The organism is Acinetobacter sp. V91_7, assembly GCF_031799075.1.
Taxonomy (GTDB): domain Bacteria; phylum Pseudomonadota; class Gammaproteobacteria; order Pseudomonadales; family Moraxellaceae; genus Acinetobacter; species Acinetobacter calcoaceticus.
Genome location: NZ_JAVQNT010000029.1, coordinates 114,212 through 137,940, shown reverse-complemented (window position 1 = coordinate 137,940; position 23,729 = coordinate 114,212). Strand labels below are relative to the sequence as shown.

Below are 23,729 nucleotides of genomic sequence, written 5' to 3'. Positions count from 1 at the left end.
CACTCATACCATTTCTTTGTTGTTTAATACCAGGCAAATTGCCTATTTTAAAGCCACGTATTATGGCTTTGCTTTTGTTCCACCTGCAATGCTTGTGTCATCAATCGTTACAACAAACTGACCATTCACAATTTTAGGTGGTGTTGCGTTCTTCCATTGAATAGATAATCCATTACGATATCGCAAATCAATGGCTGAGATTTTCGACCACACCGGTTTTAAGTCAGATTGTGCCAGATGACTTAAACGTTGCAACTTATTCATTGTTTGATCTTGGTCAACGATAATTCGTAAACCTGTGTCAAACTGCATAAACCAAGTCATTCGCTCCGTCAGATATAACTCTTTTAGGCGCAAATTGGCGGGATGGAATAATTGATTGATTTCATTATAGCGTCGCATCATCATTTTCGACTGGCTTACCGGACCATGTAGTAACGGAAGCTCAGGATGAATTGTCGGCTCCGCCTCACTGAATACATCGCCTCCATCGCTTAACAAGCGACCTGTTCCCCAACGGGCGATGGCATGTCGAGGCATAACACGAACACGAATACCATTGGGCCAGGCACGAGATACGACAACTCGGTCTACCCACGAAATTTCTAATGTTTTGTCACGAATTTGTTCTAAATCAGATGTGAAATAATTCGCTTTTATAATTGGAGCAACATGCTGCATCACTTGTTGTGTTTCAACTGAAGACGCCGATCCCACAACCTCTAGCTTTGCAACTTTTGCATCTGTAATAACTTTATATAGCCCATAAATTCCGACTGCCAGCACTACAAAAGCAATAACCAACAGCACCCATCCACCAGCATTCGCAAGCTTCTGCTTACGTGTAGGCGGTTTATCATGAATAGAGGTGATGGCCGCACGTTTACGGCGCATGGAAGCCGGAAGTTGTGCCATATTTAAGCCGTACCTTCCAATGTTTGCTCAAGAATGGCAACACACAATTCATCAAAACTATAGCCAACAGCTTGAGCAGCTTTTGGAACTAAAGAGTGGCTGGTCATACCTGGCACAGTGTTTACTTCTAAAAGCCAGAAATTACCCTGCTCATCCTGCATCGCATCAATACGGCCCCAGCCTTCAGCACCAACTGCTTGAAAAGCACGTAAGCACAATGCTTGTAGGTTTTTCTCTTCTGTCTCACTTAGACCACAAGGAATACCATACTCAACATCATTACGTTCATATTTTGCTTCATAGTCATAAAAAGCAACGTCTGCTGGTGGTTGTAAACGAATAACCGGCAAAGGCTGTCCATTTAAGAACGAGATTGTGAATTCACGACCTGTGATCCATTTTTCTGCCATCACAACAGCATCGTGCTGAGTCGCCTTTTCAATTGCAGCAGCAAAGTCTTCTGCTTTCTCAACCTTACTCATGCCCACACTTGAGCCTTCATGTACAGGTTTGATAATGACAGGCAAGCCTAACTCAGCAATAACCGCATCTAAATCTGTTTCTTTAGTAATAATACGATATGGCGCTGTAGGTAAATCGCTACCTTGCCAGATTTGCTTGGTTTTGACTTTATCCATGCCAATAGCAGAACCTTGCACACCTGTTCCGGTATATGGCAGATTTAACCATTCAAGTACACCCTGAATCTGGCCATCTTCACCGCCACGACCATGCAATACAATAAATGCACGATCATAATTTACAAGTTCAGTCACACTGCGGTCTTGCGGATCAAATGCTTCAGCCTGAACACCTGAGCGTAACAAAGCATCCAGAACTGCCTGACCACTATCTAAAGACACAGCACGCTCAGCCGATTTCCCACCAAATAGCACGGCAACTTTGCCGAATTTTGTAGCATTTGACACGTTTAAATCCTTAACCCGATAATTCAATACTTTTTGTTTATTTCATATACAAATTGTGTTGTGCAAGTTCTACTGAAATTGCTCCAACGTTACCCGCACCCTGCGTTAATAACAAGTCATTTGGTTGTAACACATTTTGCATGATGTTTTGCAAATTACCTTCAACCGGATCGACCAAAATCGGTTCCACCTGTCCACGTAAACGAATACTACGCGCCAAAGTACGGCTGTCAGCACCTACAATAGGCTTTTCACCGGCAGGATAAACTTCCAGTAATAATAATTGATCGACTTGAGAAAGCACTTCAATAAAGTCATCAAAACAATCGCGGGTACGAGAGTAACGGTGTGGCTGGAATAACATAACCAAACGACGATCTGGATGGCTCTGGCGAGCAGCTTTAATAGTCGCTTCTACTTCTTTCGGATGGTGCCCATAGTCATCAACTAGCTTAACGTTACCATCGGCAAGTTCAAACTCACCTTGTACTTGGAAGCGACGACCAACACCACTAAATCCTGCTAATGCACGGCTAATTGCATCATCAGAAACACCTTCGTCAGTCGCAACACCAATAGCAGCTAGAGCATTTAAGATATTATGCATGCCCGGTTGGTTGATGGTTAAACGTAGCGGCTCACGACCTTTACGTAACACCGTGAAGTGTGAACGCATGCCATCTTGTTCAACATCAATTGCGCGAATGTCGTTATCTTCATTAAAACCATAGGTAATCACTGGACGGCCTACACGTGGCATAATTTCACGAATGTTGGCGTCATCACCACAAACTACAGCCAAACCATAAAATGGTAAGTTATGAAGGAACTGTACAAACGTATCTTTTAATTTATCAAAGCTACCTTCATAGGTATCCATATGGTCAGCATCGATATTCGTTACAATCGCTGCCATAGGTTGCAAATAAAGGAAAGATGCATCTGATTCATCAGCTTCGGCAACAATAAAACGACTTTCACCAAGTGCAGCATTTACACCTGTGCTATTAAGCAAACCACCAATGACATAGGTTGGATCAAGATTCTCTTCAGCCAACATGGTAGTTAAAAGACTAGTCGTTGTGGTTTTACCATGCGTACCAGCTACAGCAATACCATGACGGTAACGCATAAGCTCACCTAGCATCTCTGCACGGCGTACAATTGGAGTACGTTGCTCAATCGCTGCTTTAATTTCCGGATTTTCTGGATCAATCGCTGTAGAAACTACAAGCACATTGGCATTTTTAATATTTTCCGCTTGATGGCCAATATAAACCTTGATGCCATTTTGCTCTAATTGTTCTGTAGTTTTAGATGCTTTAATGTCTGAACCAGAAATTTTATAACCTTGGTTACCCAATACCTCTGCAATGCCACACATCCCAGCACCACCGATCCCCACAAAATGAATGTGTTTGATACGGCGCATTTCAGGCACTTTAATCAGTTTTTTTGCTTGGTTCGCAGCTGTTGATGGAGACATAGTAAATCCGATTACATTTTTTGGATAAGATCAACCACATGCTGAGTCGCATTTGGTTGGGCATGTTGACGCGCTTTCACTGCCATTTCTGTAAGTAATTGGCGGTTCATCAGCGAAGTGAACAATTCATTTAAAACATCTGGTGTCATAGTCGATTGCTGGCAAATTTTTGCAGCACCGATATCAGCCAGAAATTTGGCATTTGCAGTTTGATGGTCATCAACGGCTATAGGAAGTGGTACAAAAACTGCTGCAACGCCTGCTGTTGCAACTTCCGTCACCGTTAATGCTCCAGCTCGGCAAATAATTAAATCAGCTTCACTATAAACCTTTGCCATATCTTCAATAAACGGCAAAACCTGCACCTTTAAGTTGGCTGGTGCATCTGCATAAAGTGCTTGAGTTGCTTCAACTTGCTGTTGACCACTTTGATGAAAAATATTGAGTGGAACTTGTATTTTTTTTAGCGCTGGCGGTAAATGTTCATTAAGCGCTTTTGCACCTAAAGAACCGCCGACAATTAAAATATTTAAAGGTTGTCCCGCTTGCTCACGTGCATCGTAACGCCACTTAGAGCTTAAAATATCGGTGATTTCACGACGCACCGGATTTCCAGTTGTGACAACTTTGTCACTAACAGGAAAAGTATTTGGAAATGCTTCGCACACGACTTTAGCAACGCGCGCTAACTGTGCATTGGTAAAACCAGCAACCGCATTTTGCTCGTGAATAAGTACTGGAATACCTAATAATCGTGCTGCTAAACCACCAGGCCCCGCAACATAACCGCCAAATCCAGCAACAGCATCAACTTTAAGCTGTTTCATATAGCGCATTGCGCTTAAAGTCGCTTTTAAAATTTTAAAAGGCGCAGCAATTTTACGGACTAATCCGTTCCCACGAACACCTTGAATATCAATTTGATAAATTGGAATATTTTGATCTTTTAATAAACGATTTTCCATACCTGTTGGCGTGGCTAACCATGAAACCTGACAACCTTGTTGTTGAAGTTGTTTGGCTACGGCGAGGGCTGGAAAAACATGTCCACCTGTACCGGCAGCCATCATCATGACATGTTTGGGTTTGCTTTGCTGTGAATCGGTCACGGTCTAATTCTTCAACTCAAAAAACAATGGAAATTGTCATCTATTTTTGTAGCCGTTTATTTTAATCCTAAAGCTTCATTAACGAAAAGCTAATTTCACTCGTTTATAACAGAAAGATGTGCTTTTTTGAAAATATGCCTACAAAGCACTAGCGTATTTCATATTGTGATTTTATTAATTCATATATTTTCAGGTGATTTCCCATAAATACCGCTGAAAATCACCTGAAATAAATAATTAAGCCGTACGACCAGCTTCTAATACATCAAATAGATTATCGGCAATTGATGTACCAAATTGAGCATCAATTTCACGAATACATGTTGGGCTGGTGACATTAATTTCAGTGACATAATTGCCAATTACATCTAAACCAACAAAAATCAAACCTTTTTCGCGCAAGAAAAGACCAATTTTAGCTGCGATCAGCTTATCGTTTTCAGTGAGCGGACGCGCTTGACCTAAGCCACCTGCCGCTAAGTTACCGCGCACTTCACCATTTTGTGGAATACGAGCTAGACAGTAAGGAATAGGCTCGCCATTTACCATCAAAATACGCTTATCCCCTTCTACAATCTCAGGAATATAACGTTGAGCCATAATTGGACGAGTACCTAACTCTGTAAGCATTTCTAAAGTAGAACCAATATTTACACCGTCTTGGTATAAACGGAAAATTCCCGTACCACCCATACCATCAAGTGGTTTCACAATGACATCGCCATGTTCTTTAAGAAATTCACGAATTAAACTTTGTTGCGATGTTACAAGTGTAGGTACTTGCAGCTCTGGGAATTGCGTTGCAAATAGCTTTTCATTGCAATCACGCAATGACTGAGGCTTATTGATAATCCATGAACCTTCGCGTTCAGCTTGTTCAAGCACGTAAGTTGTATAGACAAAATTCATATCAAACGGTGGATCTTTACGCATCAATACCACATCGTAAGCCGCGATAGATTCTTTTTTCTTTTCGCCCAATTCGTAATAGTGATTGTAATCTTCAAATACTTTTAATGGTGAGATTAGACCGTAAGCCTTACCTTGATCAATATATAAATCTTGTTGTAATGCATAACCCAATTCATGTCCACGACGGCTCGCCGCCCACAACATTGCCATGGTTGAATCCTTTTTAAGATTTACGGTTTCAATCGGATCCATGACGACAAGTACACGCATGCTCAAGCTCTTCATAAAATTTAAATTAGCATGAGTATAGCTGAGATTTTTCACTCGTTTTTCTTAATTTCAGTAAATCGTTATCTGTTATTCCTTTAACTAGAATTCAAGTAAATTCAGTTAAACTATGACCATAAAATATTATTTTTAAAGGCTAAAGATGAAACTTTATCGCTATTTAACCGGCCCTGATGACTCTGCTTTTTGTGCACGAGTAACTAAAGCACTTAATCACGGCTGGGAATTATATGAAGCACCCAGCATGACCTTTAATGGCACGCATGTGATTGTTGGACAAGCAATTTGCAAAACGATTGACGATAATTATGATCCAGAAATGGATATTTTAGATGTTCTCAAAAATAATGCTTAATTCTAAGAGGTGCTTTTCTCTATAAAAAGCACCCTTTTTAGACTCAATTAACAAGAAAAACTAATAAGTTGATTCTGCCAGTTCTTTTAATTTACTCATTGCACTACCAAAAATCAGTTATTAAAAAATAAATATGTCATTTTTTAAGATAATAGTTCTTTTATTCTAAACAATTAAATGATTATAATTATCATTTATACTTTTATTTTTGTTAACTGATTTTATCTTTATGTTAAGAATTTCTATATCATCTCCCCAAATTAAGCATCTTTTCCCGCTCAGCTTACTCAGTTTAATGATCTTGAATATCCAAGGTGTATACGCTGAAGACTCTAGTAACTCATCCTCTCAAGTTGCAGCGACCATGCCCACCATAAAAATTGAGGCGATGAGTGAGTTAGACCCAATTAAAAGCTATATCGACTATGACAAAGCCAATGTCACACGTAATGGCTTAGATAAAAAAGATATCCCTCAAACCGTTGATACCATTGATGTTCAGAAATATAAAATTTATGGATCAAATGATTTAAGCGTTATGTTGCAAGGTACCCCAGGGGTATCTACCAATTACGATATGCGTGGTGATGGCATTACCATTCGTGGTTTTGGCGCTGATACAGGCGATATTTACCGTGATGGTATACGTGAAAGTGGGCAAGTACGCCGTAGTACTGCCAATATTGAGCGTATTGAAATTTTAAAAGGCCCCGCTTCTGTTTTATATGGCCGTAGTGCTGGTGGCGGGGTTGTGAATATGGTGAGTAAATTCGCCAATTTCGATTCTAAAAGTTCAGTTGGTGCGTACGCAGGTTCATACGATAACTATGGAACCACTGCCGACATCAACCAAGTCATTAATGACAATTTAGCAGTACGCCTTACGGGAGAATATGGTGAGTCAGGGAGCTTCCGCTCTGGTATTGAAAATAAAATTGAGATGTTTTCACCAAGTTTTACTTATAAAAATGACGATGGAACGCTTACTTGGACCACACAATATACGTATGACAAATTAGGCCGTGTACCCGACCGCGGACCATCACATGACATTCTGCCTACGGGAACCTCTATCAAAACAGGATTTGCGCAAGACGGCGATTATGTTGATGATATTTTGCAAGTTGTGCGTACTGACGTAAATTACCAATATGCGCCTGATTGGAACTTTCACTGGGCAGCGAGTTACAGACAAGCAGAACAGAACTTTGACCATTTTTACTTTGGAACTTATTGTGGGTTAGATGGAAAGAATTCAAAGAATGAAACTTGTACAAAAAAAGGCTACATCGACCAAATTTACTACTGGCAGCAAACCAGCAATAAAACAACGACGAATACATTTGATATTAAAGGTAAGTTCAAAACAGGCCAACTTGAACACCAAATTATGTTAGGTACTGACTGGACCTATGAACAACGAGAACCACGTCTAGCCAATAAGACTCAAAATGGTTCAGCCATTTATGGTTACGTTAATCCATTCACGGGCGAACGTGAATATAGTCGTGGCAATGGCCCATTAGAAATTAGACAGCACAACTATAATGAAGGCACAACTTATGGCGTATTCATTCAGGATTTAATTGGTCTGAATGACCAGCTTAAACTTATGATGGGCCTACGCTACGATTACTTCGATTTTTCAACCACTAACAAACTCACTAATGCACGTCGCAATGTAAAAGACACTACTGTTAGCCCAAATGTTGGTTTGGTATGGCAACCGCTTCCTGAACATAGTTTTTACACCTCATACTCTAAAAGCTTTGCGCCATTCGGTGGGCAAATGGGTGTTAACCAAGTCACTGGAAGCACCGATGTCGAAAAAATGGACAAAGAGCCTCAATATAATGAGCAATATGAAGTTGGGGTAAAAAGCGAATGGTTAGATAGTCGTTTAAATACTCAATTTTCGGTCTTTGATATTCGTAAAAATAATATCCGCTATAAACCAAATCCTGACAGTGAACCAGAGGTATGGGCAACTGCTGGTCAGCATCAATCTCGTGGTCTCGAATTTAGCTTTATTGGCCGTGTGCTTGATAATGTCTTTGTTCGCGGTGGTTATGGTTACACCGATGCCAAAGTAAAAGAAGACAAGCAAAAACCTGAACAAGAAGGTAACTATTTAGCAAACACATCTAAAAACACGGGTAATTTATTTGTTCGTTATTTACCAACTGAACAGTGGTATACCGAGGTGGGCGTAACCTATGTGGGCTCTTATTATCCAAATATTAATAATCAAGTAAAAATGGAAGGCTTTAATCGCGTCGATGCTGCGGTTGGCTATAGTGCAGACCCGTGGAATGTCACACTTGCAGTAAATAACCTAACCAATAAAGAATACTGGCGCTCAGACAGCATGCCAGGCACACCACGTAATGTGTTATTGCGTTTAAATTATCAGTTCTAAGTAAAAATATTAAATTGGCATCCCTCTATTTAGAGGTATGCCTTTTTCTTTTTAATAATAAAAGAGACAAGATTTTTATCTTCAATAAATAAAATATTTAATTTTTAGATTATACTCTTCTCATTAAACATACCAATTAAATCAACAATATGAATAAACAGTTTATTTTAACTTTTTTATTATTTTTTTTATCGCTATCAACAGAAGCAAAAATCATTACTCTTTCAATTGATACATATCAAGACTTATCAAAACAAGAGCAAAATAGTATTAAAGACAACCTCAACAAAGGATGGATCAGTTATGCTAGAGATGATACAAGAATTCATTATTTGAGTTATCAACTAATTAAATCTATTTCAGATTCCGTCGTAATAGCTCCAGTTAAAACTACACCAATCGATCAGGGAAATTTAAATTCTTTAGATTTATGGCAATTTGACTGCAAAAATAAAAAAATGATGTTGTTGTCCGAAGCCACTTATTCAATTACGAATTCTGAAATATTTTCAATACAAGAAGTAGAATTTCCAAAAGAAGTACCAGCTATCCCTAACTCTATTGCAAATAGAATTCTAGAAATGGCATGTGTTCTGAACTACATAAAAAATCATTAGCCATAAAAGGAAGGAGAGCTCAAGTGCCCCTTCCTTTTATATTATGGAAAATTAAATACCGTATTTCTCGCGATAAGCTTGCATATTTGCTAGCGCTTCTTTTTCGCCTTTCGCATCTAAATAATCCATTAAATCTTTCATGGTGATCAGCGCGTGCACAGGAATTTCTAATTCTTTTTGAACTTCTTGAATTGCTGAAAGCTCACCTTGACCACGTTCTTGACGATCTAGCGCAACTAAAACACCAGCGATAGTTGCACCAGCATTTTTCAAAATCGTTACGACTTCACGAATCGCTGTACCTGCGGTAATCACGTCATCAATAATCCAGACTTTTTTACCTTCAACCGCAGCACCAACTAAAACACCGCCTTCGCCATGATCTTTCGCTTCTTTACGGTTAAAGCCCCATGGCACACTTTTGTTATGTACTTGCGACAAGGCAACAGCAGTCGCTGCTACAAACGGAATGCCTTTGTAAGCTGGCCCAAAAATAACATCAACATTTTGGCATTGTGTTAATTTATCGGCATAGCCTTGTGCTAAAAGAGATAAAGCTTCACCATCGTTGAGTAGGCCTGCATTAAAAAAATAAGGACTCACGCGTCCAGATTTTAAAGTAAACTCACCAAATTTAAGCACACCGCGTGATAATGCGAGTTCGATAAATGCTTGCGGGTTAAATGACACAGGCGTTGTCATGAGGTGCTCCAAATTCACAATTGAGGTTAAATTTTCGCATGATACCAAAGGATCAGTATCCAAGTGATGTAAAAATTCTTCGAGTCGTTTCCATTAACGTAAATGGCTTGCGTTCTTCGGTGACGAAAGGCTTACTTGAATGGTTAGAACAATCAGATGCCGATGTCGTATGCATGCAGGAAAGCCGCATTACCCATGAACAATGGACTGAAAAATTTAGACCCGAAGGATGGCATACCCATCTATTTCCAGCAGAGCGTGCAGGTTATGCAGGAACTGCCATATATAGCCGCTTACCCTTTGTCTCTGTTAAAGATGGTTTAGGGTTTGAACTGGCTGACAGTCAAGGTCGCTTTATTTCTGCTGAATTCGATTTAGGTTTGTCACATCCGGTACATATTGCGTCATTATACTTACCTTCAGGCTCAAGTGGTGAAGAAGCGCAAGCACGTAAAGATTTATTTTTAGGTGAATACGCAAAAATCTTGAAGCAATGGCGTGATGAAAATAAGTCAGTCATCATTTGTGGTGACTACAATATTGTTCATAAACGCATTGATATTAAAAACTGGTCGGGTAATCAAAAATCCTCTGGTTGTTTACCACATGAGCGTGCATGGCTTGACCATATTTACGATGAACTTGGCTATGTCGATACCTTCCGTATAGTTCGCGCAGAAGCAGAACTTTATTCATGGTGGTCAAATCGCGGTCAAGCTCGTGCAAAAAATGTAGGATGGCGTATTGACTATCAAGCCTGCTCACCAGACTGGAAAGCACGCACAACCAATGCATGGGTCTTTAAAGATCAATGGTTTAGCGACCATGCACCAGTTATTATCGACTATAAAATTCAAGAGTAAGTGAACAGTTGTTCACTTACCTTGTCGTTTTCGCTTACAGCATATGTCGTTTTTGAGTATTTTTCTTACACAGCTTTAACGGCATTATAGCCCCACGGCACAGGGAAGCAGTCAGGATGACGCAAAAGGATAGGACGCCGTAGGAAGATAAAATAAACTTATGATAAGTTTATTTGCAAGGATGTGACATTGGACGTTGAAATGAGACCCGCATGATCAGGATGATTAAATGCGGGTTTTCTCTTTTCAATCTCTTATTTTTTGCGCTAAGTTCTTTTAGTTTTAACTTTTTCTTATTAAGCTCATTATCGCCTTGTCTTATGACAATAACATGACATTTCTCTTTCGATTAATCATAATTTTTCATTTGTTTTAAAAGTATCTGTATAAAGTAGTACTCAAATGCTTTTTGGTTTAGGCTGTGTGCTCTCTCTTTTTGACATGGTCCGATAAAATGTTAAAAATTTATGGAATCAAAAACTGTAATTCAATGAAAAAAGCATTTGATGCCTTGCAAGCTAAAGGGCTTAACTATGATTTTCATGATTATAAAAAACAAGGGATTGATGCAGATACCCTAAAAATCTGGTTAAAAGAAATTGGGCAAGACACGATTCTAAACAAAAAAGGAACCACTTGGCGTAAGCTATCAGAAGAAGAACAAATGCATGCGTTAAGTAGCGAAGACAATCTTATTGAAGCACTTATTGCTCAACCAAGTTTAATTAAAAGACCAGTTTTACAAACCTCTCAAGGTTTTATCGTCGGTTTTGATGAAGCAACCTATCAAAATATCCAAGCATAAAAAAACGAGCCATTTGGCTCGTTTTTTTATTAAAACTTTTAGTTAGCGCGAATCCATGTTTGGTTACGACCAAGTGCAGAAACACCGATATAGCCACGCAATTTAAGCTTCTTACCGCCATCTGTTAACTCACCTTTCAATTTGTAAGTTTTGCCAGATTTAGGATCTAAAATCGTACCATTTTCATAACTGTTGCCACCTACATTTTTTAAATTATGTACAATGGTGACACCTTTAAGTGGTTTGTTTTTGTACGGACCTTCACATTTTGTACAAGCGTTTTCTTCGCCCGGTGTCAAAATGTTTTGAATGGTTGCAGTTAAGGTTCCATCCTTCTGTTCCGTAAATTTAACTACGGCTTTTGGCTTATTGGTCTGATCATCAATTGTTTTCCATACCGTTCCATTGAGTGTATCAGCCGCATTGGCAAATGCAGCCATACCAATGAGTCCTAAAGCTAAAGCAATCTTTTTCATTTTTGTAATATCCTTGGGTCTTTCAAGATTTTAGTATTCAGAAGTCGCAAAGATATTGCAATTTTTGAATGTGACTGTTTCGTGTAACCTTGTAATCTTGCAAAATAAAACTTACAAGAAAACAAGAAACTAGCATAAAAATGGATGCTCTATGAATATATCAAATGTTTGGAAATATTACTTTACAGAAACTTTTCTTAAAACAACAATTCGCAAGCCAAGTCAGCTAAATTTACCGCCTACTGCCTTACGTCCTGTTTTAGACCAAATGTGTCGTGCTTTTCCTCGCCAAAAAAATGTCTCTGTTCGCCCAATCCGGCTAGCAGGCATTAAAGGTGAAGAAATCAAACCGCAAGATCATTCTACTCAACTGATTTTTCATATTCACGGCGGTGCTTTTTTTCTTGGCAGTGTCAAAACACACCATGCTTTTATGACAGATTTGGCTGCTCGCACCCAAATGCAAGTTATTCATGTGGATTATCCGCTTGCACCAGAACATCCCTACCCTGAGGCAACCGAAGCTCTATATGACATCTATCAATCTTTAGTCGTACAAGGTGTTCAGCCAAAAGATATTATTTTATCGGGTGATTCATGCGGAGCCAATTTAGCACTAGCACTTTGTTTACGCTTAAAAGAACAACCTGAACTCATGCCAAGTGGTCTGATTTTATTGTCGCCTTTTTTAGATTTAACGCTGACAAGCGAATCATTAAGATTTAACCAGAAACATGATGCCCTGCTTTCGCTTGAAGCCCTGCAAACAGGGATCCAGCATTATATTGGTAATCAGATTGCAGCAGATGACCCACGTGTTTCGCCTATTTTCGATGACTTGCATGGCCTACCGCCGACTTTGGTTCAAGTAGGTTCTAAAGAAATATTATTAGACGATGCCAAGCGTTTTAGAGAAAAAGCCGAAGATGCTGGTGTTAAAGTTCAATTCAAACTTTATACAGGTATGTGGCATAACTTCCAGATGTTTAATGCATGGTTTGATGAGGCAAAACAAGCATTGGCAGATATTGCTGAATTTGCCCATGAACTCGATAAAACTTAATTTATCTATGAATGATGTGAACAGTGAATAAAACTTTTCACATTATTTTCTTTATAAAAAGTCATCATGTATAAATTGAAAATCATGTTATGTTTAAAAAATAAATTATTTAGATAATTCAATTTTAGGATGGTCCAACAAAGAGGCATCTATATTTAGGAGCCCTTACTTATTATGAAAAGTCGTTTAATCACTCATCCAATACATAGAACAAAACAGGTGATAATCGATTTCATCCACAATAATCACATCATTAACTGGACGCCATTACAAAAAAGCGCCCTCATGCTCACACTTGCCTGTGCAATGAATTTCAGTTGGATTTTATGGAAAGGCTATATTTTAATTACACCAAGTGTCTGGCAATGGGCACATTTACCTTTAGTTGAATCGCAAATCTGGTTAAATCTATTTACCTTATTCTTATTAGCTTCATTGATTATTCCCTGCTATCGCTACAAAAATCATGAGTGGGCACAAAAAATTATTCCGTTTATTAGCGTGCAATTCTTTGCACTCATGCTATGTCACGATGGATATTTAATTGGCAGTATTAGCCCTGCAACCATGGTGGGTTATGTCGGCACCATTGGTGTGGGTTTGGTGTTATTTGATAGAAAAATTGTTTATAGCGCCCTCGTGCCTGCGACCGTTATTTTAACCGTATGTACTTATTTGAGTATGAAAGGTACTTTGCCTTATGCGCCGTTATTTAATCTTATTGCTATGCAACGTGCTCAAACCAACCCCTTTTGGTTGGGGAGCATGGCATTTTTTATTATGCCGATTTTATTAGCCTGTTTTATTTTATTTGAGATATTACTCACCCAATGGCGCCAACGGGAAACTTATATTCAACGCCTAAGCCAACTCGACCCATTAACCAACGTATTAAATAGACGTAGTTTAAACACGCATTTAGAGTCACTACACCAACAGCAATTTGATTATGCGGTCGTACTTCTTGATATTGATCACTTTAAAAAAATTAATGATATTTACGGGCATCATCAAGGCGATCAGGTTTTAATTGAAATTGCCCAATGCCTATCAAACAACGTGCGTAGTGAAGATATTATTGGTCGATTTGGTGGCGAGGAGTTTATTTTATTACTTCCTCATACCGATATTATTCAAGCAGAAAAAATTGCTGAGCGCTGCCGCCATGCTTTAGAAGAACTGCCTGTTTTTAGCACTCAAAATAATCCCATTCATCTTAGTGCGAGTTTTGGAATAAGTAGTTCAGCTTTTGCACAAGACCCTTATCTTGTGATTAGACAAGCAGACCAAGCGCTTTATGCCGTAAAAGCCTCAGGACGTAATCAGGTACGTACATTTCATCAGACTGAGGCTGTTAATACGCTATGATTCTTTTAGTTTTGCCAAACTCGCGAGTTGCTGTAAAAGTTCTTGCTGGCTAAAGGCACCCGTTAAACGCAAAGCACGAATTTCTTTTTGCTCTGGGCTTAAGAATAAATACGTCGGTGGCCCTAAAATGTTCCATTGTTTCAGTAGAGCCTCATGTGACTGATCATAATGGCTCAAATCAAGCTTAATTAAATAATATGGCGCAAGAGCAGATTGAACCTCGGGTGCTTTTAAAATACGGTGCTCAATAGGTTGGCAAGCAACACACCAGTCTGCATAGACATCAATCACAATAGCCCGATCAGCTGGAGCAGCTGCTAAAATTTTCTGAAAATCTGATGCTGTAGTTGCAATATGCCACTCGGCCATGTGATCAGAACTTTGCAAATTTCGATTATGAATATGTTGATACTGGTTATAGGCTACAAAAGGTGTAACGATTAACAATAAAATCGCATAGAGCCATTGTAGCTGCCCTTTTTTCCAGAAAAACTGATAAACAGCATAAGCGATAAAAGCGAGTCCTAATACTAAACTAAGTACTTGCATGCCCCAATCAGGTAATAAAGGACGAATAAAGTAAAGGCTTAAACCCAACATCAGGAAAGCAAAAATCACTTTAATCTGATGCATCCAGTCGCCAGCTTTAGGTAAAAATTTTGCACCTAATATGCTCGCGAGCAATAAGGGAATTCCCATTCCAAAACCTAGGCAGAATAAAAGCAAAGCCCCTTGCCATTGATTTTGTGTTTGAGAAATAAATAATAAAGTTCCAGCCAGAGGTGCAGTCATACAAGGACCCACCAAAAGCGCAGAAACCACACCCATGATACCAGCACCTACTAAAGTTCCACCTTGTTGCATGGACTGAATGCGGTCAAGTCGGTTTAACCATGTTTGCGGCAAACGAAGCTCAAACAAGCCAAATAGATTCAGAGCAAATACAATAAACAGCAAACTAAAAGCAATTAAAGTAGCAGGCTGTTGTAGCCAGCGTTGGAAATTTAAGCCTGCTGAAGAAGCAATTAAACCTAAACCTGCATAAACCAATGCCATACTACACACAAAGGTAAGTGCAATGACCCAAGCTTTTAAACCTTTATGCTCTCGAATAATTAATGAAGTTAAAATAGGAAGCATCGGTAAAGAACATGGCGTAAATGCGAGCAGCATGCCTAAACCTAAAAATAATAAAATCCCATACCAAAGAGAGTGTTCGATCAGTTTAGCTGACCAAATCTGATCTTGCGCAACTTGCGGAGTAGTTGTATCAGCTGCCTGTGCTGTGCCCTGCTCTTTTTCTAGAGTTTCTGAAGAAGCATCTGTTTGTGTATTTGCTAAATCTAGTAATCGTTTTGGTGCGGTTCCTGCTTGGTTTTGCACACCGACCAAACCATCGGCATCAGTTTGAAACTCAATTGTTTGAGGTGGGTAGCAAATACGGTCTTTGGCACAACCCTGCCAAGTCACACTATAGTGTTCTGAAGGCTTTGTCTTAATTTGGAAATTAACTTGATTGTAGTAAACCTGACTTTGCCCATAATTTTCATCATATTGAGCAACAGCTTTAGGTAACTTTAAAGCTAAAGGTTGAGTACCTTGTTGTACGGTAAATTTATGCTGATATAGATAGTAATTTGGCTGAATCTGCCAAGATAAACTCGCAGTATGCGGTTCAGAAGATTCAACCGAAAATGAAAAAGCTTGTTCGGGTGACAGTAGCTTATCTTGTGCAGAAACCAACTGGCTAAACACACATACAGCAACAGCTAGAAAATAAAGAATTCCCTGATGAATAAGCTTTTTCATTAACATAAATTTAAATTGCTTCGATTAGAATAAGAATGACACGCCTAAGCCACCGTTGTAGCTCTTATCTTGACCATTTAAATCGACGCCTATGCTTGCATCAAGCTGGGTACGATTATTTACCGCATAAACTAGACCTGTACCTAGACCATATTCATAGTCTTGGCTTTCAGCTTTACGGTAAATGAACTCTGAATAACCTGAGAGCTTACCTGCGATTTTATAGTCAATGGTTGGTACTGCTGTCACTGCCCAATCACTATTTTGCACTTCATAGCGCATGGTAATTGAAGTACCTACTAAATCACTATATTGGTAAGCTACTGCAGAGGTAAGACTATAAATGTCGTCATGTGCCGTAAATTCATCATTTCCGGTTGCAATGATCGCCTCAGCCAACACTGCCATAGACAATCTGTCATCTTTTAAATCAATCGCTTTTTTTAAACCGATGCTTACGTCACCAAAGCCCGAAGTATCATTTTTTTTGCCAGCACGTTTAGTCTGAGTCCACGCTGGACCCTGCCATCCTAACTGTAATTCTAAGTCACGACCTAAACCTGTACGGAACAACATATCTTGATTTAAGGTTACGGTCTTTTCTTTAACACCATCAACAGTTGCTTCAGTATAAGTTACGCTTGGTAAACCTTGCTCCCAAGCCAAATTGCCTACAGGGGTAATACCCGTCCCCATTCCTGCCCCTGGGCGGTCAAACGAGAACTCAGCTGCAAAAGTACTTCCAGCAGCAACAGTAGATAAAGCAAAAGTTAAGACTTGTACTATTTTCATTCTAATATCCAATTAAGTAGTTAATTCTTTTGACATCTTTGCCCCGTGACGGCGCAATAATTCTAATGTTTCGCGCTCTTCTTCAAGCGATTCTGACCAATCTATTTCATCAAAATCACAATCAAAGAACAACTGACTGATTGAAGATAAAATAGTGAGTCCTTCTTCATCACGCGAGTTTGGATCAACTTTTTCATCGAGTAAACGTTGAACAGCTGGAGCACATGCCGAGCTTGCAGCATCCCATAATGGACCGTAAAACTCTTCTGCATCCCAAAGATGTACATTGGCTTTGGCCTGAATCAAAGCTTCCAGAATATCGAGGTAAACTTGCAATGCTTGTTGCTTTTCTTCTTTTGATAATGGTGTACCTGCTTCATAAGCTTCCGATACATTTTCCCACCATTTAAAAATTCCGTCACAGATAATTGATACAGGTGGCCCCTGTTCCGGATCAATAAAGTTCGGATCAAGTCCTTCAGCAAGTAATTTTTGCACTTGCGCGAGTTCTAATTCTTCTATGGCTTTAATTAAAGCTTGCTGCTGGGTGGTTAACATGACCATCTCTCAAAAATATATTAGGGCTATTATGCCTAATCTCTTCTCCAGATTTTAGAGGTTGATTGCATTGCATTGCAAACCTAATGTTGTGAATAGTTTTATTTTCATCAGATATAAAAAAAGCCCCGAAGGGCTTTTTACCGTTTTCAATTAAACTTCATCATCAATGAATTCTGGTTGCCCACCTCTCGGGTGTTCTTTTTTCTCAAAAGTATGTTCGAGGCTACGTTTTAATTTTTCAATTGCACCATGAATTGAAGCATCAATATTTCCTGCTTTATGGTGCACTGCAACTGGTTTCAAACCTGAAGGACGTGCTTCAATCATACAGTGGATATCTTTGTCACCACTTTTGTCCCCATTTTCATCACTAAAATGAACCGAGAAATGCGTAATACGTTCGCTATGACGTTGGAATTCTTGAGTAAGTTCTGCACGTACATAAGTAATTAAACGTTCGCTATTATGGATGTTTTTATCTGTGCGGATTTCTATATTCATAAATACCATCCTCTCTTTCTTACTGTGGATCTTTTCTATGCAAAACTTTTTTATGTTGGCATGTTTTAAGCATGCATGAACTGACTTCAATTGTACATTTTGATGGTGTAATGGTTTGTTATCTCCTGACTTAAACGTACTGCTTTTAATTTATTTTGAAGATCTTCATATCTTCAATATCAGTCCATCTATAAAAATATGCAAGCTGATTTTTTAAATATTTATGAAAAATTGAACAAAAGGAGAGCAATCGTGACCGAATCTTATCTATCTGGCGCCGAGCTCATTGAGCAAATTCAGAAGTCTCCTTATTCACGTGATTTAATCGGTTATCACGGACAGCCCCCACAGGTTAAATGGCCTAATAATGCCAAGGTTGCTGTGCAATTTGTGCTTAATTATGAAGAAGGTGGCGAAAAACATATTGAGCACGGCGATGAGGGTTCGGAACAGTTTTTATCAGAGATTATTGGTGCTGCAAGCTACCCTGCTAAACACATGTCGATGGACTCTATGTACGAATATGGTTCACGTGCTGGATTTTGGCGCATTCATAGTGAATTCCAAAAGCGCAAGCTTCCAATGACCATTTTTGGAGTTGCAATGGCGCTTGCCCGCAATCCTTATATTGTGGAAGCCATTAAGCAAGCTGATTATGATGTAGTGTCTCATGGCTACCGCTGGCTTCACTATCAAGATACCGATATTGAATTAGAAAAACAGCACATGGAACAGGCCCTATCTGTTTTAGAAAACTTTTTTGAAAATAAAGTGATAGGTTGGTACACCGGACGTGACAGCCCCAATACTCGTCAGTTACTTGCAGAGTTCCCACAAATACAATATGACTCTGATTATTATGGTGATGACCTGCCTTTTTGGACCACACTTACCGATGCTGCGGGTGCATCCCGACCCCATTTAATTATTCCTTATACTTTAGAATGTAACGACATGAAGTTCTGTTCACCGGGTGGATTTAATAATTCAGAACAGTTTTTTCAATATTTAAAAGATAGTTTTGATGTGCTGTACGCAGAAGGTGAAACTGCACCAAAAATGATGTCAATTGGAGTGCATTGCCGTATTTTAGGGCATCCGGGTCGTTTTAAAGCCTTACAAAAGTTTCTCGACTACATTCAAATGCACGATCGTGTCTGGGTATGCCGTCGTCAGGATATCGCTGAACATTGGTATAAAAATCACATAACTGAATAATTGATTTTTAAATTTTTAAACTGTTGATTAACAGCTATTGGCACTGTTATTGCTAAAACTCTATATCACCACAATGAGTTTAGGAATAACAGTGTTTTTAGCCGAGTTTAATCAAGCCCCACCCGAACAACTCAAGACTTTGTTAAAAAACTGTGTCCACATTCCAACATGGGCCGAAAAAATCATCTCAGAACGCCCCTATTCAACAAAAACATCTCTTTTGGAATATGCAGAAAATTTAAGTCAGATGTGGTCATGGCAAGAGATAGAAGCAGCTTTAGTAACTCACCCAAAAATTGGTGAACGGCAGGCAAAAAAACAACTCAATGCAAAAGAGCAATATTTTTCAAATCAAGAACAAGCCAGCATTTCTTTAGATGAACAAACGCAGCAAGCTCTGCTGCAAGGTAATCTCGATTATGAACAAAAGTTTGGCTTTATTTTTTTAATTAAAGCAGCGGGCCTCAGTAGCGATGAGATTTTAAAAAAGCTACATGAACGTTTACAACATGACTTAGCTATCGAAAAAATAATTGTACATGAGCAACTCGCAGCGATTGCTCTATTACGTCTATCTCAGGAAATACAAGCATGATCAGCACTCATATTTTAGATACGAATTTAGGCAAACCAGCTGCACACGTAGAAGTGAAGTTGTTTCATGCAGAAACCCATGAGCTGATTGCGACTGCAACCACGAACCAAGATGGGCGTGTGAGTGATTTTGGAATAAAAGAGTTTGCAGAGGGTGCTTATCAACTTGAGTTCGAAATCGCCCCTTATTTTTCATCACTAAAAGTCAAAACTTTTTTCCCGCGTGTTTGCATTCAATTTTTTATAGAAGACATTAATCAGCATTACCACATTCCCTTACTGATTAGCCCGTTTGCTTACTCCACTTATCGCGGTAGCTAACTCAAATATAACGAGGAGAAAAATATGAATCATCGGCAAAAGAATGCGATTTCTCCAGAGCATGAATATTTAGGAATATCCAAAAGTTTTGCTTACGGGTTACAGCACGTGCTTACCATGTATGGTGGCATCGTTGCCCCGCCCCTTATTATTGGAACAGCAGCTGGATTAAGCTCAGCACAAGTCGGAATGTTAATCGCAGCTGCTCTATTTGTCGGTGGATTGGCAACACTCATACAAACAATCGGAACCAAATATCTAGGTGCAAAATTACCTTTAGTTCAAGGCGTGTCTTTTGCAGGTGTTGCAACCATGGTCGCAATTATCACCACGGGCGGTGGCTTACCTGCTGTATACGGTGCGGTCATTGCCGCATCTCTGATTGGTCTATGCCTTGCGCCTTATTTCTCTAAAATTATTCGTTTTTTCCCGCCTGTTGTAACGGGCTGCGTCATCACAATTATTGGTTTATCTCTGTTACCCGTCGCAGTTCGCTGGATGATGGGTGGTAACAATAAAGCACCCGACTGGGGTAGCGTAGAAAATATCTCTTTGGCCTTACTGACCTTAGGCATTGTGATTGTTTTAAATATGTTGCCGCAAGCCAGCATTCGTCGTTTATCAATTTTATTAGCCATTGTTGCAGGCACCATACTGGCCTACTTCATGGGTTTTGGTGATTTTAGTCAGCTCAGCTCAGGCGCATGGCTGCAATTTCCACACTTATTTGCATTTGGCTTACCGACTTTCGAGCTCAGCGCAATCTTGTCGATGTTGATTGTGACTTTAGTCATTATGACGGAAACCACAGCCGATATTATTGCTGTCGGAGACATTGTAGGAACTGAAGTAGATGCTAAACGTATCGCCAATGGTGTACGTGCGGATATGTTTTCAAGTGCTTTCGCCCCTATCTTTGGTTCGTTTATGCAAAGTGCTTTTGCCCAAAATGTTGGACTGGTTGCGATTACAGGTATAAAAAGCCGCTTCGTAGTAGCAGCAGGCGGTGTCATTCTAATTATTTTGGGTCTACTCCCTATTATGGGTCGTTTGATTGCAGCAATTCCAATGCCCGTACTTGGTGGTGCAGGTTTGGTCTTATTTGGATCGGTTGCAGCCAGTGGAATTCGCACTTTGGCAAAAATAGATTATAACGATCAGAAAAATTTAATTATTGTCGCGACCGCTTTATCGGCAGGGATGATCCCAATTATTAACCATGAATTTTATGCTCATTTCCCAGTTTGGGTACAAACTTTGTTCCATTCGGGCATTAGTTCAACTTGCATCTTTGCTATCTTGTTGAATTTGTTATTTAATCATTTACTTACATTTCGCAGCTCGCGTACCCCTCATTTAAGCCAAACAATAAATACCAGAAATACACATTAAAGATTTAGTTTTTAGCGCCCCACTTCGGTGGGCCTTTTTTTAACCGTTGATCAAATTTGGCTTCATTTTTGCTTAAGACACTGTATCCTTAGCGTGCTTTATTTGGGGGGAGATCATTTAAATGCAATTAAAGCAACTTGCGGCGACTTGTGCCTTGTTATCTGCAACTGCCATGGTTCAGGCAAAACCAATCTGGCAAGATTTTAGCGTGACTGGACTTTATGGTGAAAACTATGAAGTTGTAGATGACAAAGAAACCACCCTTACTTTGGAATATGCAGCGAAAGTTAAATACGCTGATGTATTTTTCTTTATGGACCGTATGCGTGGTGAAAATGACCACAAGAGTACTTACTTCGAGTTATCACCACGTTTAAGCTTAGGTGAAATATCAGGTAAAAAACTGGCGTATGGCCCAATCAAAGATGTGTTAATTAGTACCACTTGGGAAGGCAATAGTGAAGATGGCAACAACTTCGATAATTTCCTTTATGGTTTTGCTGTCGACTTAAATATCCCATATTTCCAATATGCGAATTTAAACTTCTACCGTGCAAATAATGAGAACACTGACGACGATTATCAAATGACATTCGTTTATGGTATTCCATTTAAAATCGCATCTGAAGATTTCTTGGTAGATGGTTTCCTTGACTGGTCAACTGCTGAAGGCGACCATGCCAGCGAGTTGAACTGGACAACACAATGGAAATGGAATGTGGGTAAACACATTTCTCCTGATACACGTCTATACCTAGGTATTGAGCATTCTGTGTGGAATAACAAATTTGGCCTTCAAGGACGAGACGAAAACAACGTCAGTGCACTGGTTAAATACCACTTCTAAAATTATGATTTAGAAGCTTGAAACAGCAAGGAGAAGTCCTTGCTGTTTTTGTTTTAATCGAGTGGATTACCCACAATATTGCTAATAATCCCCTGCATAATATGTCCACCTTGTTCACGGCGTAATTCTGCATACCACGCTTGAGTAACGCTTTCATCTTTCATATGGGTCACATCACAACGTTTACGCGCACGAAGTACTAACTCATTGGCACGTTCATTACGTTTGTTTTGATAGCGACGTAAAGCATCTTCAACACCTAAAGTATTAATTTGCAAAGAACGCGCTAAATAAATCGCATCTTCCATGGCTTGGCAACCGCCTTGACCAATATCAGGTGTGGTGCTGTGTGCAGCATCACCTAAAATCACCACGCGGCCTTTATAAAACTGGGTGAACGGCTCAATATCATGTATTTCTACCCGATTGGTCTTTTGCGGGTCTAAACGTTCAATGAGCTGCTGTACTGGTAAACACCAATCAGCAAAATATTTTTTTAAAAGTTTTTTATATTCATCTCGATTATTTTCTAAACCTGCTGGTAAAGGCACATCTAAAAAGAAATAGAATTTCCCATCTGCAACCGGCATCAGAGAAGCACGCTTACCTTCGCCCACATAAGTTGTCCATTGCTGTGCTGGAGCTAAATCTTCAGATATTTCAACCAGACCATTCCAGTTCACATAACCCGCATAACGGCGCTCTACTTGCTGGCCCAACACATAGGCCCGTGTAAGAGAGTGAGTGCCATCTGCCCCAATCACTAAATCGGCCTGCGTTGAGCTACCATCAGCAAAATGAACCTCAACATAATCAGCGTTGTCTTCGAGGCTGACCATTTTTTTGCCTAAATAAATTTGATCTCGGCCAAACTCATCCATTAGCATGTTTTGTAAATCGGCGCGTGCAACTGGATAAGGTCTTTGCCCTACTTCTTCAATTAATGGCAGTAAACTGAATTGTGTCATCACATCTCCAGTTAAACCATCCACGTAGGCTAAGTCGTCCATTTGTCCGCCAAGTTGGGCGATTTTCTCGGTTAATCCCAGATAGTTTAAACATTTCACACCATTCGACCACAGCGAAATGGCAGCACCCACAGGAAGAATCTTCTCTGTTTGCTCATAAATACGAACTTGATGACCAAATTTCTTTAATGCAATGCCTGTGGTTAGACCTCCCATTCCCGCACCAATAATCACCACATTCATAACACTCTCCTATAGATATTCACCTATAGGGTGCTTATGCTAAAAACATGCCATCGTTCAAAATTTATTTAGCTTTTCCACAAAACTGGCATGCACCATGCTTATATATTTAAGTATAAAACTCGTCTTAACATGCTCAGTGTTAGGGCAGTTTTAAATGAAAAATCATGTTTTTA

24 protein-coding genes are annotated in these 23,729 nt (G+C 39.5%); 12 read left to right on the top strand and 12 right to left on the bottom strand.

All coding sequences use genetic code 11. The features are described from left to right. Positions 1 to 60 precede the first annotated feature (60 nt). The 5 genes from RMB03_RS05140 to gshB all read right to left on the bottom strand — a co-directional run bounded on the left by RMB03_RS05140 (position 61) and on the right by gshB (position 5,621). Positions 61 to 915 carry a cell division protein FtsQ/DivIB gene (locus RMB03_RS05140; RefSeq protein ID WP_005038012.1) on the bottom strand — a complete coding sequence of 285 codons (855 nt, stop codon included), beginning with the start codon at positions 913 to 915 and terminating at the stop codon, positions 61 to 63. A 2-nt stretch (positions 916 to 917) separates the two neighbouring features. Next, positions 918 to 1,844, bottom strand: a complete 927-nt coding sequence (locus tag RMB03_RS05135; protein ID WP_003654094.1) for a D-alanine--D-alanine ligase — start codon at positions 1,842 to 1,844, stop codon at positions 918 to 920. A 37-nt stretch (positions 1,845 to 1,881) separates the two neighbouring features. After that, on the bottom strand, positions 1,882 to 3,330 hold the full coding sequence (gene murC, locus RMB03_RS05130) for a UDP-N-acetylmuramate--L-alanine ligase (RefSeq protein ID WP_080027987.1): 1,449 nt from the start codon (positions 3,328 to 3,330) through the stop codon (positions 1,882 to 1,884). Positions 3,331 to 3,341: 11 nt separating this feature from the next. Next, entirely contained in the window at positions 3,342 to 4,439 is a 1,098-nt protein-coding gene (murG, locus tag RMB03_RS05125) for an undecaprenyldiphospho-muramoylpentapeptide beta-N-acetylglucosaminyltransferase (RefSeq protein WP_311074409.1), read from the bottom strand. Between the two features lie 237 nt (positions 4,440 to 4,676). Beyond that, on the bottom strand, positions 4,677 to 5,621 hold the full coding sequence (gene gshB / locus RMB03_RS05120; protein WP_311074407.1) for a glutathione synthase: 945 nt from the start codon (positions 5,619 to 5,621) through the stop codon (positions 4,677 to 4,679). A gap of 160 nt (positions 5,622 to 5,781) precedes the next feature. On the opposite strand from gshB, the gene RMB03_RS05115 reads away from it, so the two are divergent. The 3 genes from RMB03_RS05115 to RMB03_RS05105 all read left to right on the top strand — a co-directional run bounded on the left by RMB03_RS05115 (position 5,782) and on the right by RMB03_RS05105 (position 9,030). After that, positions 5,782 to 5,994 carry a DUF1737 domain-containing protein gene (locus RMB03_RS05115; RefSeq protein ID WP_151744171.1) on the top strand — a complete coding sequence of 71 codons (213 nt, stop codon included), beginning with the start codon at positions 5,782 to 5,784 and terminating at the stop codon, positions 5,992 to 5,994. Between the two features lie 229 nt (positions 5,995 to 6,223). After that, a complete protein-coding gene (locus RMB03_RS05110; protein WP_311074404.1) occupies positions 6,224 to 8,413 on the top strand; it encodes a TonB-dependent siderophore receptor in 2,190 nt (729 codons plus the stop codon). A 149-nt stretch (positions 8,414 to 8,562) separates the two neighbouring features. Next, positions 8,563 to 9,030: a surface-adhesin E family protein gene (locus tag RMB03_RS05105; protein ID WP_132070615.1), complete on the top strand. Its 468-nt coding sequence runs from the start codon at positions 8,563 to 8,565 to the stop codon at positions 9,028 to 9,030. A 51-nt stretch (positions 9,031 to 9,081) separates the two neighbouring features. Here the strand turns inward: RMB03_RS05105 and pyrE are convergent, their stop codons facing one another. Beyond that, on the bottom strand, positions 9,082 to 9,732 hold the full coding sequence (pyrE, locus tag RMB03_RS05100; RefSeq protein WP_004639998.1) for an orotate phosphoribosyltransferase: 651 nt from the start codon (positions 9,730 to 9,732) through the stop codon (positions 9,082 to 9,084). Between the two features lie 38 nt (positions 9,733 to 9,770). Here pyrE and RMB03_RS05095 point away from each other — a divergent pair, with 38 nt between their 5' ends. Continuing rightward, complete coding sequence (locus tag RMB03_RS05095; protein WP_311074403.1) at positions 9,771 to 10,595, top strand: exodeoxyribonuclease III; 825 nt, start codon at positions 9,771 to 9,773, stop codon at positions 10,593 to 10,595. Between the two features lie 454 nt (positions 10,596 to 11,049). Next, complete coding sequence (locus RMB03_RS05090) at positions 11,050 to 11,400, top strand: arsenate reductase (protein WP_311074400.1); 351 nt, start codon at positions 11,050 to 11,052, stop codon at positions 11,398 to 11,400. Between the two features lie 38 nt (positions 11,401 to 11,438). On the opposite strand, the gene RMB03_RS05085 is transcribed toward RMB03_RS05090, so the two are convergent. Beyond that, on the bottom strand, positions 11,439 to 11,876 hold the full coding sequence (locus RMB03_RS05085; RefSeq protein ID WP_003654111.1) for a DUF2147 domain-containing protein: 438 nt from the start codon (positions 11,874 to 11,876) through the stop codon (positions 11,439 to 11,441). Positions 11,877 to 12,027: 151 nt separating this feature from the next. Between RMB03_RS05085 and RMB03_RS05080 the strand changes: the two genes are divergently transcribed. Then, positions 12,028 to 12,939, top strand: a complete 912-nt coding sequence (locus RMB03_RS05080; protein ID WP_017391051.1) for an alpha/beta hydrolase — start codon at positions 12,028 to 12,030, stop codon at positions 12,937 to 12,939. Positions 12,940 to 13,113: 174 nt separating this feature from the next. Continuing rightward, positions 13,114 to 14,307: a GGDEF domain-containing protein gene (locus RMB03_RS05075; RefSeq protein WP_311074397.1), complete on the top strand. Its 1,194-nt coding sequence runs from the start codon at positions 13,114 to 13,116 to the stop codon at positions 14,305 to 14,307. Here the strand turns inward: RMB03_RS05075 and dsbD are convergent. From dsbD to RMB03_RS05055, 4 genes are all read right to left on the bottom strand, one after another. Then, positions 14,302 to 16,122, bottom strand: coding sequence for a protein-disulfide reductase DsbD (dsbD, locus tag RMB03_RS05070; RefSeq protein ID WP_311074395.1), 1,821 nt, complete (start codon positions 16,120 to 16,122; stop codon positions 14,302 to 14,304). The genes RMB03_RS05075 and dsbD overlap by 6 nt on opposite strands. 18 nt (positions 16,123 to 16,140) lie before the next feature. Continuing rightward, complete coding sequence (locus RMB03_RS05065; protein WP_005037991.1) at positions 16,141 to 16,908, bottom strand: transporter; 768 nt, start codon at positions 16,906 to 16,908, stop codon at positions 16,141 to 16,143. Positions 16,909 to 16,920: 12 nt separating this feature from the next. Then, entirely contained in the window at positions 16,921 to 17,466 is a 546-nt protein-coding gene (locus RMB03_RS05060; protein WP_017388947.1) for an ankyrin repeat domain-containing protein, read from the bottom strand. Positions 17,467 to 17,619: 153 nt separating this feature from the next. Further along, positions 17,620 to 17,970, bottom strand: coding sequence for an HPF/RaiA family ribosome-associated protein (locus RMB03_RS05055; RefSeq protein ID WP_004640014.1), 351 nt, complete (start codon positions 17,968 to 17,970; stop codon positions 17,620 to 17,622). Between the two features lie 252 nt (positions 17,971 to 18,222). Here RMB03_RS05055 and puuE point away from each other — a divergent pair, with 252 nt between their 5' ends. The 5 genes from puuE to RMB03_RS05030 all read left to right on the top strand — a co-directional run bounded on the left by puuE (position 18,223) and on the right by RMB03_RS05030 (position 22,342). Next, positions 18,223 to 19,188 (top strand): allantoinase PuuE, encoded by a 966-nt coding sequence (gene puuE / locus RMB03_RS05050; protein ID WP_311074392.1) that lies wholly within the window; start codon positions 18,223 to 18,225, stop codon positions 19,186 to 19,188. Between the two features lie 91 nt (positions 19,189 to 19,279). Beyond that, entirely contained in the window at positions 19,280 to 19,783 is a 504-nt protein-coding gene (gene uraD, locus RMB03_RS05045) for a 2-oxo-4-hydroxy-4-carboxy-5-ureidoimidazoline decarboxylase (protein ID WP_311074390.1), read from the top strand. Beyond that, positions 19,780 to 20,103 carry a hydroxyisourate hydrolase gene (gene uraH, locus RMB03_RS05040; RefSeq protein ID WP_045126099.1) on the top strand — a complete coding sequence of 108 codons (324 nt, stop codon included), beginning with the start codon at positions 19,780 to 19,782 and terminating at the stop codon, positions 20,101 to 20,103. The genes uraD and uraH overlap by 4 nt, the downstream gene beginning before the upstream one ends. Positions 20,104 to 20,127: 24 nt before the next feature. Further along, positions 20,128 to 21,495 (top strand): nucleobase:cation symporter-2 family protein, encoded by a 1,368-nt coding sequence (locus tag RMB03_RS05035; RefSeq protein WP_311074387.1) that lies wholly within the window; start codon positions 20,128 to 20,130, stop codon positions 21,493 to 21,495. 121 nt (positions 21,496 to 21,616) lie between these two features. After that, positions 21,617 to 22,342, top strand: a complete 726-nt coding sequence (locus RMB03_RS05030; RefSeq protein WP_004640025.1) for an outer membrane protein OmpK — start codon at positions 21,617 to 21,619, stop codon at positions 22,340 to 22,342. A 53-nt stretch (positions 22,343 to 22,395) separates the two neighbouring features. Here the strand turns inward: RMB03_RS05030 and hpxO are convergent, their stop codons facing one another. After that, positions 22,396 to 23,553 (bottom strand): FAD-dependent urate hydroxylase HpxO, encoded by a 1,158-nt coding sequence (hpxO, locus tag RMB03_RS05025; protein WP_311074385.1) that lies wholly within the window; start codon positions 23,551 to 23,553, stop codon positions 22,396 to 22,398. Positions 23,554 to 23,729 lie beyond the last annotated feature (176 nt).